Here is a 17,536-nt window from a genome sequence, read left to right as displayed (position 1 = left end):
GGCTGCAACGGATTCTAGGGGGATTCCGCGCGGCGGATTGTGATCGCCAGCCGGTTGTGAAGCCTGTACCGGTGGTGGATCGGATTTTTGCTGGCATGGCTGTGCCCGGCTGCGAAGCGTAGACTCTGCAAGCAGATCGGTAGCGTGCTGGACCAGCCTTTTCCCGAGTACCCTCACAATCTGTCTGCCTGGAATCTTCATGCACAACATCCTCATCATCGGCGCCGGGGCCATCGGCCTGCAGTCGGCGCGTCTGCTGGCCCAGGCCGGCTGTACCGTCACCCTGCTCGATCAGTCCGCCGTGGGCGGCGAGGCTTCCTGGGCCGGTGGCGGCATCGTCTCGCCGCTCTATCCGTGGCGTTACAGCCCGGCGGTGACGGCGCTGGCGCACTGGTCGCAGGACTTCTATCCGCGCCTGGCCGACAGGCTGATCGAGGAGGGCGGGGTCGATCCCGAGGTGCACGTCACCGGGCTATACTGGCTGGATCTGGAGGACGAGGCCGAGGCGCTGGCCTGGGCCGCGCGCGAGGGGCGGCCGCTGCGCTCGGTGCCGATGGCCGAGGTCGAGGCGGCGGTGCCGGTGCTGCGCCACGGCTACCGGCACGCGATCCACATGGCCGGGGTGGCCAACGTGCGCAATCCGCGCCTGCTCAGGTCGCTGCGTGCGGCGCTGGCGCAGCTGCCCAACGTCGAGATCCGCGAGCACTGTGCCGTCGAGGGCTTCCTGCGCGAGGATGGTCGGGTGGTCGGTGTGCAGACCAGGCAGGGCGAGCTGCTTGCCGATGCCGTGGTGGTCGCCGCTGGCGCCTGGAGCGGCGAGCTGCTCAAGAGTCTCGGCCTCGCGCTGCCGGTGGAGCCGGTCAAGGGGCAGATGATCCTGTTCAAGTGCGCGGCGGATTTCCTGCCGAGCATGGTGATGGCCAATGGGCGCTACGCGATCCCGCGCCGCGACGGCCATATCCTGGTCGGCAGTACCCTGGAGTACGAGGGCTTCGACAAGACGCCGACCGCCGAGGCGCTGGGCAGCCTGCGCGCCTCGGCCATCGAGCTGCTGCCGGCGCTGGCCGACGCCGAGGTGGTCAGGCACTGGGCTGGCCTGCGTCCGGGCTCGCCGGACGGTATCCCGTTCATCGGTCCGGTGCCGGAGCACGACGGGCTGTGGCTGAACTGCGGGCACTTCCGCAACGGTCTGGTGCTGGCGCCGGCCTCCTGTCAGCTGCTGAGCAACCTGCTGCTGGGCCAGGCGCCGATTGTCGACCCGGCGCCCTACGCGCCCGCCTTGCGCCTGCGCCGGGCTCAGTGATAGCCTTCGCGCCACGTTTTTCGCCGGTGTAGCTCAGTCGGTAGAGCGGCTCATTCGTAATGAGAAGGTCGAGGGTTCGATTCCTTTCACCGGCACCACTGCTTCAGACCAGACAGCCCGTTGCGCTTCGATGCGCAACGGGCTGTTTTGCTTTGCGCGGTCGCAAAGCGCTTACAGGCTCAGACGCATCGACAGGTCGATGGCCTTGACGTCCTTGGTCAGGGTGCCGATGGAGATGTAGTCGACGCCGGTTTCCGCGTAGCTGCGCAGGTTGTCGCGATTGATGCCGCCGGAAGCCTCCAGCTTGGCGCGGCCGGCGGTGAGGGCGACGGCGGTGCGCATGTCGTCGTGGTCGAGTTCGTCGAGCATGATGATGTCGGCACCGGCTTCCAGGGCCTCGCGCAGTTCGTCGAGGTTCTCCACCTCCACCTCCACCGGGCGGCCCGGGGCGATCCGATGGGCGGCGGCGACGGCCTGGGCGATGCCGCCGCAGGCGGCGATGTGGTTCTCCTTGATCAGGAAGGCGTCGTACAGGCCGATGCGGTGGTTGTGGCAGCCGCCGCAGGTGACCGCGTACTTCTGTGCCAGGCGCAGGCCGGGCAGGGTCTTGCGGGTGTCGAGCAGCTTGACCGCGGTGCCTTCGACCAGGTCGGCGTACTCGCGGCAGCGCGAGGCCACGCCGGAGAGCAGCTGCAGGAAGTTCAGTGCGCTGCGCTCGCCGCTGAGCAGGGCGCGCGCCGGGCCTTCGAGGGTGAACAGGGTCTGGTCCTGCATGGCCCGCTCGCCGTCGGCGATGTTCCACTGCACCTGCACCCGCGGGTCGAGCTGGCGGAACACCTCGTCGACCCAGGCGGTGCCGCAGATGGTGGCCGCCTCGCGGGTGATGATGCGCGCCCGCGCCTGGCGTTCGGCGGGGATCAGCTGGGCGGTGATGTCGCCGCTGCCGACGTCCTCGGCAAGCGCGGCGCGCACGTTGGCGGTGATTTCGGCGCCGAGATCGGCAAGGCGAAGGTTGGGCATGACGGGCTCCCTGTGCATTTTCGGCGGATTATAGGCTTTTCGCCGCAGGCCGGCTTTTTCGCGAAAGGCAAAGACGGTCATGGTGCTTGTGTGATCTGCCGCAGGATCCTGCAATCGGCCTGCTCTGCTGGCACCTTGCCCTCCCTATAATCGGGCCATCGCCTGTCGCAACGCGGGACGTTGTGCAGGCCCAAGCTACGAATAGTCGCGTCGGCCCTGCCCGGGTCGCCGGCCCGAGGGAAGTACCATGTCCATTGGAGCGAAAGTCGTCCCGCTGCAAGTCGGGGCCGCCATGCGCTCGCCGACAGCGGAGCGTTCTATGCCTGCCGGTCTACAGCCGCTGCGCGAGCAGGCGCGGCAGTTTCTCAAGCAGGGCTTGCAGCGCGTACTCGATGCGGCGGACGACAGCCTGTTCGAGATGTGCGGGCGGGTCGCCAGCAACGCCGATCAGCAGGAGCTGTTCGATGCCATGCGCACGCTGCGGCTCAAGCGCGAAAGCATGGAAAAGTCCGTGCTGGACGGGCTGGACAAGGCATTTCGCGAGGTCGGCGCCCAGCACCACCAAGCCGTCATGGACGTCCTGCCGGCCGGCCTGCTGTCGCTGGTGAGTCATGACGAACTCGAGGAGTCGGTCGCCATCAAGACGATGGTGATGCGCTCGCTGAGCGAGCATGGTGCCGAGTTCAATCCGTTGCAGCAGCGCCTGCAGGCCCTGGTCGGCGTACCGGTCACCGAGGACAACAATCCGCTGTCGGCCCGCACCCTGTGCACCCTGATGCTCGACGCCCTGCGCCCGCTGGAACTGAAGATCCAGGTGCGCCTGCTGTTGCTCAAGCTGTTCGAGAAGCACCTGCTCAAGTCCGTCGGCGAGCTGTATGCCGCCGTCAACGATCAACTGATCGCCGCCGGAGTCCTGCCCGACCTGCAGCTGCACACCCCGCGTCCGTCGCGTGCAGCCGCTGGCGAGCGGGCGGCGGTGGCCGAGGGCCGGGAGGCCGGGGCGCAGGTGGCGCTCGGCGAGCTGCGCGAACTGCTGGGCCAGGTGCGGGGCGCGGCGTCGACCGCGCCGGCCGATGCGGTGCCGATCACCCAGGGCGACCTGACCCGCCTGCTGTCGGTCCTCCAGCGCCAGCCGTCGGGGGGCGCTGCGAACCTGCGCCAGCAGCTGGATGGCCTGCTTGCGCGCGCCAGCGCCAACAGCCCGCGTCCGCGGGTGATCGGCAAGCTGGACGAGGACGTGATCACCCTGGTCTCCATGCTGTTCGAGCAGGTGCTCGGCGATGCGGAGTTGCCCGAGCCGCTGCGTGGCCCCATCGGCGACATGCAGGTTCCGCTGCTCAAGGCGGCGATCCTCGACCAGGGCGTGTTTGCCGAGCAGAGCCATCCGGCGCGCCAGCTGCTCAACGAGGTGACCGTCGCCGCGCGCGACAGCGAGGATCTGGCCGATATCCACCGCGACCGCCTGCGCAGCAAGATCGAGCAGGTGTCGCAACGGCTGCGCGAGGACTTCACCGATGATCCGGGGGTATTCGCCAGGCTGCTCGAGGATTTCAGCCGCTTCAGCGCCAGCGAGCGCAAGCGTGCGGTCCTGCTCGAACAGCGCCTGCTGGAGGCGGAGGAGGCGCGGGCGCTGCGGGAAAATGCCCGTCAGCAGGTCGACCGGCTGCTCAGCGAGCGTCTGCACGGGCTGACCCTGCCGGCCGCCATCGTCCAGGGACTGGAGCGTGGCTGGGGCGGCTTGCTGCAGCTGATCCTGCTGCGCGAGGGCGATGCTTCTGCAGAGTGGAGCGGGGCGTTGGCCACGCTCGACGAGCTGCTGGCCCGGGTGGCGCCGCTGCGCAGCCGCGAGGATGCCCGCCTGCTGCAGGAGCCGCGGCGCAGCGAGTTGCTCGCCGAGCTGAAGCGCGGTCTGGAGCGGGTGGCCTACGAGCCCTTCGAGCAGCAGCGCTTCTTCCAGGAGCTGACCCAGTGGCAGCGCAAGCTGCTCGCCGATTTCCGCGATGGCCTGGTCGAGCCCGTGGCGCCGCCGGCAGTGCTGGATTCGCCCGAGCCGTTGCGGGAGCCTTCGGTCGAGTCGGTCGAGTCGGTCGAGTCGGTCGAGTCGGTCGAGTCGGTCGAGCCGGCTGCCGAACTTGTGCCGGGTGGCGAGCCGCTCGTGCCGGGTGTGGCGGTCGAACTCGCGGCCGAGGAGCCGGTTGCGTCGGCGACCATGCCCGAGATTCCGCTGCTGGACGCCGGTGAGGCGCTGCGGGAAACGGTTGTGGTTGCCCTGCGTCAGGGCGCGCACGATGACGCGCAGTTCGACTGCTGGGAGCGTGCGGTAGCCGAGGTGGTCGAGAGGCTGCCGGAGCCTGTCTGCGAGGAAGCGGTTGCATCGGTCACGGAGCTTCCGGGCCAGGCGCTCGACGTGGTTGAAGTCGATCCGCCCGTTCAGACAGAGGCGTCGGCGCAGGCGGAAGCTCCGGCGGCGGTCGAGGCCGTGGTGATCGATGAGGCGCACTGGGCGCTGGTCGATGGCCTGGGAGCCGGCAGCTGGGTCGAGTTCTGCGCCGACGATGGCAGCCGGCAGCGCTGCAAGCTGGCGGCCTTCATCCGCGTCAGCGGGGAGTACATCTTCGTCAATCGCGGCGGCGCCAAGGTCGCCACCTACGATCGTGCCGGCCTGGCCCGGGTCTTTGCCTGCGGCGCGGCGCGGCTGATGGACAACGCCCAGCCCTTCGATCGCGCGCTGCAGGCGATCATCGGCAACCTGCGCGAGATGCGCGAAGCCTGACGGCGCACCGGCTTGGCGGGGGCGGCGGGCTGCTCTAGAGTGGCTGCAACCAAGGAGCCGCCCATGCAGATCGACCCCCGGACCGGCTGGTGCGCCAGCGCCCAGCACTGTCCCTCGCCCAACTTCAACATGCGACCGAGCGGCGAGGTGTCGCTGCTGGTCATCCACAACATCAGCCTGCCGCCGGGGCAGTTCGGCACCGGCCAGGTGCATGCGCTGTTCCGCAACGAGCTGGATCCGCAGGCCCATCCCTATTTCGCCGGCATCGCCCACCTGCAGGTGTCGGCGCACTTCCTCATCGAGCGCGACGGCAGCCTGATCCAGTTCGTCTCCTGCAACGAGCGCGCCTGGCATGCCGGGGTGTCCTGCTTCGCCGGCCGCGAGCAGTGCAACGACTTCTCCCTCGGCATCGAGCTGGAGGGCACCGACGAACTGCCCTACAGCGACGCCCAGTACGCCACCCTGCGTGACTTGACCCGCGAGCTGATGCGCGTCTATCCGGACATCACCCGCGAGCGCATCTGCGGCCACAGCGACATCGCGCCGGGACGCAAGAGCGACCCCGGCCCGGCCTTCGACTGGCCGCGCTACCTGGATTCCCTGGCCACGGAGCGGCAGGCATGAGCTTTCTGGTGTTGCTGCTGGTCGTGCTGCTGGAGCGGATCGGCCACTGGCGCGAGCGGGTGCAGCAGGATGGGCCTTTGCGCGCCGCCCTGGCGCGCGTCGAGGCCGAGCCCCGGCTGGCCGGGCGTCCGCTGCGCCAGCTGGCGCTGCTGTTCGGCATGCCGTTGCTGCTGCTCGGCCTGCTGCTGTGGATGCTGGCGCCGCTGGCCTACGGCATCCTGCTGCTGCCGGTGCATGTGCTGGTGCTGTTGTGGAGTCTCGGTCGTGGCGATCCGCAGCTCAGCCTGGCACCGTTTCGCGACAGCTGGCAGCGCGGCGATGTCGAGGCGGCCTATCTGGATGCCCGTCGCGACCTCGGCGTGCAGGCCGAGGATGCGCCGAAGCTGCTGGCCGAGGCGCAGGGTTTCCTGCTCTGGCAGGCGTATCAGGGGTTCTTCGCGGTGGTGTTCTGGTATGCCGTGCTCGGTCCGCTGGCGGCGCTGGCCTATCGCCTGCTGGCGCTGCTGGTCGAGCATGCCGGCGACGCCGGGCTGCGCCGCTGGGCGGCGCGCCTGCGCCATGGCCTGGACTGGCTGCCGGCTCGCCTGCTGGTGCTGAGTCTGGCGCTGGCCGGCAACTTCGTCGCGGCCAACCGGGTGTTCTGGGCGTACCTGTTCGACCTGCGCGCGAGCGCCACGCAGCTGGTGGCCGAGGCCGGACGGGCCGCGGCCGATGCCCTGCCGGGGCGGGGCGGCGTGGAAACTCTCGACGAGCTGTGGCAGCTGCTGCGCCGAACCGGCCTGCTCTGGTACAGCGCCCTGGCGCTGGCAATCCTGCTGCCCTGAGGGCTCAGCACCAGCCGAACAGCTCGTACGCGTTGCGGCTGCTGGCGGCGGCCAGCTCCTCCGCGGCGATGCCGCGCAGCCCGGCCAGCGCGGCGCAGATCTCGGGCAGGTATTCCGGGCTGTTGCGTCGACCGGCGTGCATGCTCGGCGCCATGTCCGGTGCGTCGGTCTCCAGCACTATGGCCTCCAGTGGCAGCTGCGCCACCACCTTGCGCAGGCGGTTGGCCTGCGGCCAGGTGGCGGCGCCGCCGAGGCCCAGCCGGAAGCCGAGCTTCAGGTACTCCCTGGCCTCCTCGGCGCTGCCGGCGAAGGCGTGCACGATGCCGCCGCACGGGAGACGGTAGCGTTTGAGGGTGGCGATGGTGGCGGCGTGGGCGCGGCGCACGTGCAGCAGCGCCGGCAGCGCGAACTCCGCCGCCAGCGCGAGCTGGGCCTCGAACAGCGCCTGCTGGCCTTCGCGGTCGAGTCCCTCGATGTACCAGTCGAGGCCGAACTCGCCGAGAGCGCACAGCTTTTCGTGGCCGGCGAGCCGCTCCAGCCAACTGCGCAGCTCGGTCAGATGCTCCGGACGGTGCCGGTCGAGATAGATCGGATGCAGGCCGAAGGCGGCATGCAGGCCGTCCTCGCGCTCGACCAGATCCCACAGGCGCTGCCAGTTGGCCTGGTAGACGCCGAGCACCACCAGCTTCTCCACGCCCAGCGCGCGGCAGCGCTCCAGCACGGCGTCGCGGTCGGCGTCGAAGTCGGGGAAGTCGAGGTGGGTGTGGGTGTCGACCAGCTGCATGGGGGCCTCCAGGCATCTGTCGCAAGTGTAGCGGGCGCCTTGAGGGCGCCCGCCCGGGGCTCAGTGATGCTCGCGGGTGGCGCGGAACTTCACGTCCGGCCAGCGCTCTTCCATCAGGCTGAGGTTGACGCGGGTCGGCGCCAGGTAGGTGAGGTGGCCGCCGCCGTCGATGGCGAGGTTCTCGTAGGCCTTGTCCTTGAACTCCTTGAGCTTCTTCTCGTCGCTGCACTCGATCCAGCGCGCCGACCAGACGTTGATCGCCTCGTAGGCGCACTCGACCTTGTATTCCTCCTTCAGGCGGCTGGCCACCACGTCGAACTGCAGCACGCCGACCGCGCCGAGGATGATGTCGTTGTTGCGCTCGGGGAAGAACACCTGGGTGGCGCCTTCCTCGGCCAGCTCCTGCAGGCCCTGGCGCAGTTGCTTGGACTTCAGCGGGTCCTTGAGGCGCACGCGGCGGAACAGCTCCGGGGCGAAGTGCGGAATGCCGGTGAAGCCGAGCATCTCGCCTTCGCTGAAGGTGTCGCCGATCTGGATGGTGCCGTGGTTGTGCAGGCCGATGATGTCGCCGGCATAGGCTTCCTCGAGCATCTCGCGCTCGCTGGAGAAGAAGGTCAGCGCGTCGGCGATCTTCAGGTCCTTCTTGATCCGCACGTGGCGCATCTTCATGCCCTTCTCGTACTTGCCCGAGCAGATGCGCATGAAGGCGATGCGGTCGCGGTGCTTGGGATCCATGTTCGCCTGGATCTTGAACACGAAGCCGGAGAACTTCTCCTCGGTCGGCTCCACCACGCGCTCGTGGGCGGCGCGCGACAGCGGCTGCGGCGCCCAGTCGACCACCGCGTCGAGCACCTGGTCGACGCCGAAGTTGCCCAGCGCGGTGCCGAAGAACACCGGGGTCATCTGGCCGCGCAGGAAGGCGTCCTGGTCGAATTCGTGGCAGGCGCCCTGCACCAGCTCCAGCTGCTCGACGAAGTCGTCGTACTGGTCGCCCAGATGCGCGCGCGCCTCGGCCGAGTCGAGGCCGTCGATGACGATCTGCTCGATGCGCTCGTGGCCGTGGCCCGGCTGGTAGACGATGACCTTGTCTGCGCTGAGGTGGTAGACGCCCTTGAAGTCCTTGTAGCAGCCGATCGGCCAGGTGATCGGCGCCGCCTTGATCTTCAGCACCGCCTCGATCTCGTCGAGCAGCTCGATCGGGTCGCGGATGTCGCGGTCGAGCTTGTTGATGAAGCTGACGATCGGGGTGTCGCGCAGCCGGCAGACTTCCATCAGGGCGATGGTGCGCGGCTCGACGCCCTTGCCGCCGTCGAGGACCATCAGCGCGCTGTCCACAGCGGTCAGGGTGCGGTAGGTGTCTTCCGAGAAGTCCTCGTGGCCGGGGGTGTCGAGCAGGTTGATCATGTGCTCGCGGTAGGGGAACTGCATCACCGAGGTGGTGATCGAGATGCCGCGCTGCTTCTCCATCTCCATCCAGTCGGAGGTGGCGTGGCGGTCGGACTTGCGCGATTTCACCGTGCCGGCGACGGCGATCGCCTTGCCCATCAGCAGCAGCTTCTCGGTGATGGTGGTCTTGCCCGCATCGGGGTGGGAAATGATGGCGAAGGTGCGGCGCTTCGCGACTTCGGCGGCCTGAGTGGTCATCGGAAAGGGAACCCGTCGACGGATAGTCGGTCTGTCAGAAAAGGCGGCGATTATAGCGGATGAGCCCCCCCGCTGACCGGTGAGTGATGAATGGGGGCGGTTTGGGGAAATTTCTGGTTGATCTTGACCCCCCATGGTCCTAAAGTTCGCGCCCGAACGTCCATGCTGGAAACGATCCATCCGGCTCAAGTACTGACGACGAGACAGCAAGGTCAACCCGCCATCGAGCACGACGCGCGGTTGACCTTTTTGCTTTCGGCGACATGCCTTGGGAAGTAGGCGAACCAAAGTGGGGAAACTGATCAGGCGTTCGCGGCCCTAGCTGGGCCACTCCACCACATTCATTTGTCGTTTGTTTTGCCATTTTGGAGCCCATGCATGTCCATCAAGGTTGAAGACTATTTCGATCGCGACACCTTCAAGAAGATGAAGGCGCTCGCTGACCAGAAGGAAACTCCCTTCGTGGTGATCGATCTGCCCACCATCTCCCGTGCCTACGATCAGTTGGGCAGCTGCTTCCCGTTCGCCAAGACCTACTACGCGGTCAAGGCCAACCCTGCGGTGGAGATCATCGACCTGCTGAAGGAAAAGGGCTCCAACTTCGACATCGCCTCGATCTACGAGCTGGACAAGGTCCTGGCCCAGGGCGTCGGCCCAGAGCGCATCAGCTACGGCAACACCATCAAGAAGGCGCGCGACGTGCGCTACTTCTACGAGAAGGGCGTGCGCCTGTTCGCCACCGACTCGGAAGCCGACCTGCGCAACATCGCCAAGGCCGCGCCGGGCGCCAAGGTCTACGTGCGCATCCTCACCGAAGGCTCCACCACCGCCGACTGGCCGCTGTCGCGCAAGTTCGGCTGCCAGAGCGACATGGCCATGGACCTGCTGATCCTCGCCCGTGACCTCGGCCTGGTGCCCTACGGCGTGTCCTTCCACGTCGGCAGCCAGCAGCGCGACATCTCCGTGTGGGACGCCGCCATCGCCAAGGTCAAGGTGATCTTCGAGCGCCTCAAGGAAGAGGACGGCATCGAGCTGAAGATGATCAACATGGGCGGCGGCTTCCCGGCCAACTACATCGCCAAGACCAACAGCCTGGAAACCTACGCGGAAGAGATCATCCGCTTCCTCAAGGAAGACTTCGGCGACGACCTGCCGGAAATCATCCTCGAGCCGGGCCGCTCGCTGATCGCCAACGCCGGCATCCTGGTCAGCGAAGTGGTGCTGGTGGCGCGCAAGTCGCGCACCGCCGTGGAGCGCTGGGTGTTCACCGACGTGGGCAAGTTCTCCGGCCTGATCGAAACCATGGACGAGTCCATCAAGTTCCCGATCTGGACCGAGAAGAAGGGCGAGATGGAAGAGGTGGTGATCGCCGGCCCGACCTGCGACAGCGCCGACATCATGTACGAGCACTACAAGTACGGCCTGCCGCTGAACCTGGCCAGCGGTGACCGCCTGTACTGGCTGTCCACCGGTGCCTACACCACCAGCTACAGCGCGGTGGAGTTCAACGGCTTCCCGCCGCTGAAGGCCTTCTACCTGGCGTGAGCCGGGTGATGTAGCCCGCATGGAAAACGCCGCGACCTGTCGCGGCGTTTTCGTTTGTGGCGCACCTGCCGGCACCCCGGCATTGCCATGGCTTGTGCTGGATCAAGGAAGCGGCCGATGGGCCTGTCGCGGGGGCTGGCGCCAACTTAGAATCATTCTCGAATGTGCGGGTGCAGCTTCGTTGTCCCGCGTCCCGCCCTGCGTTCGAGGAACCCGCCGATGCACCAGCCCCTGCCCAAGTTGCCGCAGATTCCTGCCGAGATCGCCGCGCTGGCCGACTACGAGCCCTTCGCCCGCGCCCGCATGAGCGAGCAGGCCTGGGCCTACATGGCCGGCGGCGCGGCGGACGAACTCACCCTGCGCGACAACTGCGCGGCTTTCCAGCGCCTGCGCCTGCGCAACCGGGTGCTGGCCGATCTGCGCGGCGGCGACACCCGGGTCACGCTGTTCGGCCAGACCTTCGATCACCCGATCTTCCTCGCGCCGGTCGCCTACCACAGGCTCGCCCATCCCGAGGGCGAGTTGGCCACCGTGCTGGGGGCCTCGGCGCTGCGTGCCGGCATGGTGGTCAGTACCCAGGCCAGCGTCGCGCTGGAGGAAATAGCCCGCCAGGCGCAGACGCCGCTGTGGTTCCAGCTGTACATCCAGCCCGACCGCGGCTTCACCCGCGAACTGGTACAGCGCGCCGAGGCGGCCGGCTACCAGGCACTGGTGCTCACCGTGGACGCCCCGGTCGGCGGCATGCGCAACCGCGAGCAACGCGCCGGCTTCGTGCTGCCGCCGGGTGTCGAGGCGGTCAACCTGCGCGGCATGCGCCCGCTGCAGGCCAGCGCCGATCCCGCCGCCGGCAGCCTGCTGCTCGGCAGCCCGCTGCTGGCGGCGGCGCCGACCTGGGTGGACCTGGACTGGCTGCGCGGCCTGACCCGCCTGCCGATCCTGCTCAAGGGAGTGATGAGCGGCGCGGACGCCGGCCGGGCGCTGGCCGCCGGCGTCGACGGGCTGATCGTCTCCAACCACGGCGGGCGCACCCTGGATGGCCTGCCGGCGACCATCGATGTGCTCGCCGAGGTGGCCGCCGCGGTAGAGGGGCGCCTGCCGCTGCTGCTCGATGGCGGTATCCGTCGTGGCAGCGACGTGCTCAAGGCGCTGGCGCTGGGCGCGCGGGCGGTGCTGATCGGCCGTCCCTACATCTTCGGCCTGGCCACTGCCGGTGCGGTCGGCGTGGCCCATGTGCTGCAGCTGCTGCGCGCCGAACTGGAGGTCGCCATGGCACTGACCGGCTGCAGCGACCTGGCCGGCATCGGTCCCGAGGTGCTGTGGTACCCGCGTTGACGGCGGCGAGACGGCCTGGGATTGAGGCGGCGGGCAGGGGAGTTCCGCCGTTTTTGTAAAGTTAATGTAAAGATGACGCTGGCGGTCTTTACTGATAATTCTTCTCAAATAGAATCGCATCCCATTAAATCCAGGGAGTGATTCTCATGCGTGCCTTCGTCAAAGCCTCATCCCGTCAACCCCAGCGCCTGCTGGCCTCGGCCGTCGGCCTGGCCGTGGCCTCCCTGGCCGTTCCGGCCCTGGCTGCGGAGCAGGGCGCCCTGCAGCTCGACAACGTCACCGTGCAGGGTGAGCAGGAGGCCAGCAGCTCCAAGACCGAGTCGGTCTCCTCGCCGAAATACACCGCGCCGCTGCTGGACACTCCGCAGACCATCAGCGTGGTGCCGCAGAAGGTGATCGAGGAGCAGCAGGCGCTGAGCCTGCGCCAGGTGCTGGCCAACGTCTCCGGCATCACCTTCAGCGCCGGCGAAGGCGGCGGCGGTTCCGGCGACAGCATCAACATCCGTGGCTTCGGCGCCAACGCCAACATGCAGATCGACGGCCTGCGCGACAGCGCGCAGACCAACCGCACCGACACCTTCAACATCGAGGCGGTCGAGGTCATCAAGGGCCCCAACTCGGTGTTCGGCGGCAGCGGCACCACCGGCGGCAGCATCAACCAGGTCACCAAGCAGCCGGTCGGCCGCGACTTCACCCGCCTCGGCGGCAGCCTGGGCACCGACAACTACCACCGCCTGACCCTGGACACCAACCAGACCCTCGACGGGGTCGGCACCGACAGCGCCTTCCGTCTCAACCTGATGGCCCACGAGAACGACGTGCCGGGCCGCGACGAGGTCGACCGCGAGCGCTGGGGCATCGCCCCGTCCCTGGCCCTGGGCCTGAGCGAGGACACCCGCCTGACCCTGAGCTACTTCCACCAGACCGACGACATCCTGCCCGACTACGGCGTGCCGGCCCTCGACGGCAAGAAGCTCGCCGGCGTCGACCGCGAGGCCTACTTCGGCTTCAGCAACATCGACAAGGACGAGATCGAGACCGACTCCTTCACCGTCAAGCTGGAGCATGCCTTCAGCGACAGCCTCAGCCTGCAGAACCTGACCCGCTACAGCCGCATCGACCGCGACGTGGTGATTTCCGCCTCCCACGTCAACACCACCGGCGTGCCGGCGGGCAGCTACGTGCCGGCCGGTCCGCAGGGCTACGGCCGCGACGTCAGCAGCGACCTGTGGATCAACCAGACCAACCTGCGCGCCGACTTCGACACCTTCGGCCTCGTTCACAGCCTGGCGACCGGCGTCGAGGTGTCCCGCGAGACCTACGATCGCACCACCTACAGCTATGGGCTGGATTTCACCGGTCGCAGCTTCGACCTGGCCAACCCGCCGGGCCACTACACCGGCCCGATCAACAAGGCGGACTCGGCGGATACCTCGACCGAGCTGACCAATCAGGCGGTCTACGTCTTCGACACCATCGCCCTCGCCCCCCAGTGGGATCTGAACCTGGGACTGCGCTACGACTGGGTCGACGGCGAGTACAAGAACGTCGCGCTGCCGGCCGGCACCCTCACCAGGCTGGACACCAGCGACGAGATGCTCAGCGGCCGTGCCGGCCTGGTCTACAAGCCGGCCGACAACGGGCGCATCTACGTCGCCTATGGCACCTCGTTCAACCCCTCGGCAGAGTTCCTCGCCTCCAGCGGCACTGGCGTGAGCGCTGCGACCACCGACCTCGAGCCGGAGGAGAACGAGACCTGGGAGCTGGGCACCAAGTGGGAGCTGTTCGACCGTCGCCTGGAGCTGGACGCCGCGGTGTTCCGCGTCGAGAAGACCAATGCCCGCGAAACCATGGCTGACGGCAGCACCCAGCTGGCCGGCGAGCAGCGCGTGCAGGGTGTCGAGCTGGGCGTGACCGGCCACATCACCGAGCAGTGGGACGTCTTCGCCAACTACACCTTCCTTGACAGCGAGACCCTCAAGGCGGCCGACACCGCCGCCGGTCGCGCCCGGGAAGGCCAGGCGCTGGCCAACACCCCGCCGCGCTCGTTCAACCTGTGGACCTCTTACGAGCTGCCGGCCGGCTGGACCCTGGGCTACGGCGCCCGCTACGTCAGCGAGCGCAATGTCGCGACCAGCGGCACCGCCAAGCTGGACGACTACTGGCTGCACAACGCCATGGTCGGCTACCAGGTCAACAGGAGCCTCGACCTGCAGCTGAACCTCAACAACCTGTTCGACGAGGACTACGTGGCCCAGGTGCGGCAGACCCCGGGTACCGCTGCCCGTTCGGCCGCCATCGAGTACGGCGACGGCCGCTCGGCGATCCTCTCGGCCAACTATTCCTTCTGACCGTAACCGTCCAGGCAAGCCCCGCTCCGCGGGGCTTCGCCGCTTCAGGAGAGCGATGCCATGATGCTGCACATTCCCGGGGTGCTCAGCCCCGAACAGGTTCTCGACTGCCGGCGCCTGCTGCAGCAGGCGCCGTGGGTGGATGGCAAGACCACCGCCGGATTCCAGTCGGCGATGGCCAAGAACAACCTGCAGCTGCCGGAGGACTGCGCCGAGGCGCGGCAGATCGGCGCGCTGATCCTGCAGGCGCTGGAGCGCAACCCGCTGTTCATCGCTGCGGCGTTGCCGGACAAGGTGTATCCGCCGCTGTTCAACTGCTACCAGGGCGGTCAGGACTTCGGCCTGCATGTGGACAACGCGGTGCGCCTGGACCGCTCGACTGGCGGGCGGGTGCGCACCGACCTGTCGGCCACCCTGTTCTTCACCGGCCCCGACGAGTACGACGGCGGCGAGCTGGTGGTGGAGGACACCTACGGCGCGCACAGCGTCAGGCTGCCGGCCGGCGATCTGCTCCTCTATCCCTCCACCAGCCTGCACCGGGTCACCCCGGTCACCCGCGGCGCGCGGGTCTGCTCGTTCTTCTGGATCCAGAGCATGGTGCGCGACGACGGCCAGCGCAGCCTGCTGTTCGACCTGGACACCGGCATCCAGCGCATCAACCAGGAGCTGGGGGCCGATCACGCGGCCAGCGTGCAGCTCACCGGCGTGTACCACAACCTGCTGCGCCGCTGGGCGCTGTGACGGCCGGTGCCGCGGGCGGGTAAAGGTTGGGTAAAGCCGATTTGTTGCAAATTATTCTCGAATAAAATCGTTTCGCACCGCTGCATCCGCCGGCGGTGCGCTGCGGCTTCCTGCCGCCTCCGAGTTCAACTTCGCCGCAGCCGCGGCATAGCGATCAGGTGATCCCAGGTGGTCAAGAAAATCCTCTTCCAGCTGCACTGGCTGCTGGGCATCAGCGCTGGCCTGGTGCTGGCGTTGATGGGCGTGACCGGCGCCAGCCTGTCCTACCAGGACGAGCTGCTGCGCCTCCTCAATCCCGGCGTGATGAGCGTCGAGCCGGCCGTCGGCGCACGGCCGCTGAGTCCGGACGAGCTGGTGGCCCGCGCCGGCGAGCAACTGCCCGGGCGCGCGGTGCTCGGCCTGACCTTCTCCGCCGACGCCCTGGACGCGGCCAAGGTCAACGTCAGCGGTGGCGGGCCGCGCGGCGAGACGCTGTACGCCGATCCCTACAGTGGCGAGGTGCTCGGCGCGGCGCGTGGCGCCGGCTTCTTCCAGTTCATGATGCAACTGCACCGTTGGCTGGCCATGGGCGATGCCGGCAAGCCGGTCACCGGCGCGGCGACCCTGGCGCTGGTGTTCCTCTGCCTGTCCGGCCTGTACCTGCGCTGGCCGCGCCGGGCCGGCAGCTGGCGCGCCTGGCTGAGCCTCGACTGGCGGCGCACGGGGCGCGGCTTCCTCTGGGACCTGCACGCGGTGGCCGGCACCTGGGTGCTGCTGGCCTACCTGCTGGCTTCGCTGACCGGCCTGTACTGGTCCTACGAGTGGTACCGCAACGGCGTGCACGCGCTGGCCGGCGAGCCGGCCCCGCAGCACGGCGGGCCGGGCAAGCGCCGCGGCCCGCCGCAGGGCCAGGCGCAGGCCGAGGCGCCGCGTGCGCCGGTGAGCATCGACGCCCAGTGGGATGCCTTCCGCCACACCGTGCAGGACGACTACCGGCTGGCCAACCTGCGCCTGCCCGAGCGCGCCGGCCAGCCGCTGCAGGTGATGTACCTGCCGGAGGCCGCCGGGCACAACCGCGCCTTCAACCGCATCAGCCTCGATGCCGGCGGCAAGGTGCTGCAGCACGAGCGCTACACCGACAAGAGCGGCGTGCAGCAGCTACTGGCCAGCGTCTATCCGCTGCACACCGGCGACTACTTCGGCCAGCCCGGGCGCATCCTCATGCTGCTGGCCAGCCTGGCCATGCCGCTGTTCTTCGTCACCGGCTGGCAGCTCTACCTCGGCCGTCGTCGTCAGCGTCACGCCGCCCGCGTCGGGCGCCAGGCGCTGGAGGCCGCGCGTGGCGATGGCCAGCCCTGGCTGATCGGTTTCGCCAGCCAGAACGGCTTCGCCGAACAGCTGGCCTGGCAGACCGCCGGCCAGCTGCAGGCGGCCGGCGCTACCGTCCAGGTGCGCCCGCTGGCCCAGCTCGACGCGCAGGCCCTGCGCGGCGCCGGGCGGGCGCTGTTCGTGGTCAGCACCTTCGGCGACGGCGAGGCGCCGGACAGTGCGCGCGGCTTCGTGCGCCGGGTGCTGGGCGGCGAGTTCGACCTCGGCCACCTCGAATACGCCCTGCTCGGTCTCGGCGACCGCCAGTACCAGCGCTTCTGCGGCTTCGCCCGCCAGTTGCACGACTGGCTGCAGGGTCAGGGCGCACGCAGCCTGTTCGCCCCGGTGGAAGTGGACAACGGCGACCACTCGGCGCTGCAGCGCTGGCGCGCCCTGCTCGGCGAGCTGACCGGCAGTGCGCCGCCGAGCGAGGCCGAGCCGGCCGCCCGTGACGGCTTCGCCGAATGGACGCTGCGCGAGAAGCAGTGGCTCAACCCCGGCAGCAGTGCCGCGCCGGTCTGGCGCCTGGCGTTCGAGGTGCCGGCCGGACAGCGCTGGCAGGCCGGCGACCTGGTGGAGATCCTGCCGCCGCAGGCCGGTGCGCGGCCGCGCAGCTATTCGATCGCCTCGCTGGCCGACGACGGGGCGCTGGAGCTGATCGTCCGCCTGCACCTGCACGCCGATGGTACGCCGGGGCTGTGCTCCGGCTGGCTGTGCGTGCAGCTGGTAGAGGGCGCCACGGCGCCGCTGCGGCTGCGCCGCAACACCGGCTTCCACCTGCCCGAGGACGACCGTCCGCTGCTGCTGATCGGCAACGGCACCGGCCTGGCCAGCCTGCGCGCCTTGCTGCGCGAGCGCGCCTGGCGCGGGCAGCCGCGCAACTGGCTGCTGTTCGGCGAGCGTACGGCGGCGCACGACTTCCTGTGCCGCGACGAGCTGCTGGCCTGGCAGGCCGAGCGCCATCTGCAGCGCCTCGACCTGGCGTTCTCCCGCGACCAGGCGGACAAGGTCTACGTGCAGGACCGCCTGCGCGCGGCGGCCGACGAACTGCGTGCCTGGCTGGCGGACGGCGCGGCCATCTACGTGTGCGGCAGCCTCGAGGGCATGGGCGAGGGCGTCGATGCGGTGCTGCGCGAGCTGCTCGGCGCGGCGGCGCTGGCCGAGCTGCAGGAGACCGGGCGCTACCGGCGCGACCTGTACTGAGGTGATGAATGGCGGGGCTGCCCCGGGCCTGGCGGCTGAGTGACG

General features: G+C 68.8%; 12 protein-coding genes and 1 tRNA gene. 10 read left to right on the top strand and 3 right to left on the bottom strand.

Annotation, left to right across the window (positions count from 1 at the left end; translation table 11 throughout):
- The first annotated feature begins 199 nt into the window (after positions 1 to 199).
- Together thiO and SK095_RS11030 are read left to right on the top strand one after the other, a co-directional pair.
- Positions 200 to 1,303 (top strand): glycine oxidase ThiO, encoded by a 1,104-nt coding sequence (thiO, locus tag SK095_RS11035; RefSeq protein ID WP_320546334.1) that lies wholly within the window; start codon positions 200 to 202, stop codon positions 1,301 to 1,303.
- Positions 1,304 to 1,325: 22 nt separating this feature from the next.
- Positions 1,326 to 1,401: transfer RNA gene (locus SK095_RS11030), tRNA-Thr, on the top strand.
- 73 nt (positions 1,402 to 1,474) lie between these two features.
- Here SK095_RS11030 and nadC read toward each other — a convergent pair.
- Entirely contained in the window at positions 1,475 to 2,323 is an 849-nt protein-coding gene (gene nadC, locus SK095_RS11025; RefSeq protein WP_136489160.1) for a carboxylating nicotinate-nucleotide diphosphorylase, read from the bottom strand.
- Between the two features lie 319 nt (positions 2,324 to 2,642).
- On the opposite strand from nadC, the gene SK095_RS11020 reads away from it, so the two are divergent.
- From SK095_RS11020 to ampE, 3 genes are all read left to right on the top strand, one after another.
- On the top strand, positions 2,643 to 5,096 hold the full coding sequence (locus SK095_RS11020; protein WP_320546333.1) for a DUF1631 family protein: 2,454 nt from the start codon (positions 2,643 to 2,645) through the stop codon (positions 5,094 to 5,096).
- Positions 5,097 to 5,159: 63 nt separating this feature from the next.
- A complete protein-coding gene (gene ampD, locus SK095_RS11015) occupies positions 5,160 to 5,720 on the top strand; it encodes a 1,6-anhydro-N-acetylmuramyl-L-alanine amidase AmpD (RefSeq protein WP_320546332.1) in 561 nt (186 codons plus the stop codon).
- Positions 5,717 to 6,544, top strand: coding sequence for a regulatory signaling modulator protein AmpE (gene ampE, locus SK095_RS11010; protein ID WP_320546331.1), 828 nt, complete (start codon positions 5,717 to 5,719; stop codon positions 6,542 to 6,544). Before ampD ends, ampE begins: the two co-directional genes overlap by 4 nt.
- 4 nt (positions 6,545 to 6,548) lie before the next feature.
- Here ampE and SK095_RS11005 read toward each other — a convergent pair whose 3' ends face one another.
- Complete coding sequence (locus SK095_RS11005; protein ID WP_320546330.1) at positions 6,549 to 7,328, bottom strand: TatD family hydrolase; 780 nt, start codon at positions 7,326 to 7,328, stop codon at positions 6,549 to 6,551.
- 60 nt (positions 7,329 to 7,388) lie between these two features.
- A complete protein-coding gene (locus tag SK095_RS11000) occupies positions 7,389 to 8,972 on the bottom strand; it encodes a peptide chain release factor 3 (RefSeq protein ID WP_320546329.1) in 1,584 nt (527 codons plus the stop codon).
- Between the two features lie 378 nt (positions 8,973 to 9,350).
- On the opposite strand from SK095_RS11000, the gene SK095_RS10995 reads away from it, so the two are divergent.
- The 5 genes from SK095_RS10995 to SK095_RS10975 all read left to right on the top strand — a co-directional run bounded on the left by SK095_RS10995 (position 9,351) and on the right by SK095_RS10975 (position 17,491).
- Positions 9,351 to 10,517 carry a type III PLP-dependent enzyme gene (locus SK095_RS10995; RefSeq protein ID WP_136489166.1) on the top strand — a complete coding sequence of 389 codons (1,167 nt, stop codon included), beginning with the start codon at positions 9,351 to 9,353 and terminating at the stop codon, positions 10,515 to 10,517.
- A 219-nt stretch (positions 10,518 to 10,736) separates the two neighbouring features.
- Positions 10,737 to 11,849: an alpha-hydroxy acid oxidase gene (locus SK095_RS10990; RefSeq protein ID WP_320546328.1), complete on the top strand. Its 1,113-nt coding sequence runs from the start codon at positions 10,737 to 10,739 to the stop codon at positions 11,847 to 11,849.
- 146 nt (positions 11,850 to 11,995) lie between these two features.
- Positions 11,996 to 14,200: a TonB-dependent siderophore receptor gene (locus SK095_RS10985; RefSeq protein WP_320546327.1), complete on the top strand. Its 2,205-nt coding sequence runs from the start codon at positions 11,996 to 11,998 to the stop codon at positions 14,198 to 14,200.
- A gap of 60 nt (positions 14,201 to 14,260) precedes the next feature.
- Complete coding sequence (locus SK095_RS10980; protein ID WP_201487922.1) at positions 14,261 to 14,941, top strand: Fe2+-dependent dioxygenase; 681 nt, start codon at positions 14,261 to 14,263, stop codon at positions 14,939 to 14,941.
- 168 nt (positions 14,942 to 15,109) lie between these two features.
- Positions 15,110 to 17,491, top strand: a complete 2,382-nt coding sequence (locus tag SK095_RS10975) for a sulfite reductase flavoprotein subunit alpha (protein ID WP_320546326.1) — start codon at positions 15,110 to 15,112, stop codon at positions 17,489 to 17,491.
- Positions 17,492 to 17,536: the final 45 nt, after the last annotated feature.

The organism is Pseudomonas sp. AN-1 (assembly GCF_034057115.1).
GTDB lineage: Bacteria > Pseudomonadota > Gammaproteobacteria > Pseudomonadales > Pseudomonadaceae > Geopseudomonas.
The sequence above is the reverse complement of the archived record's forward strand: the minus strand, read 5'-3'. Positions and strand labels throughout refer to the sequence as shown.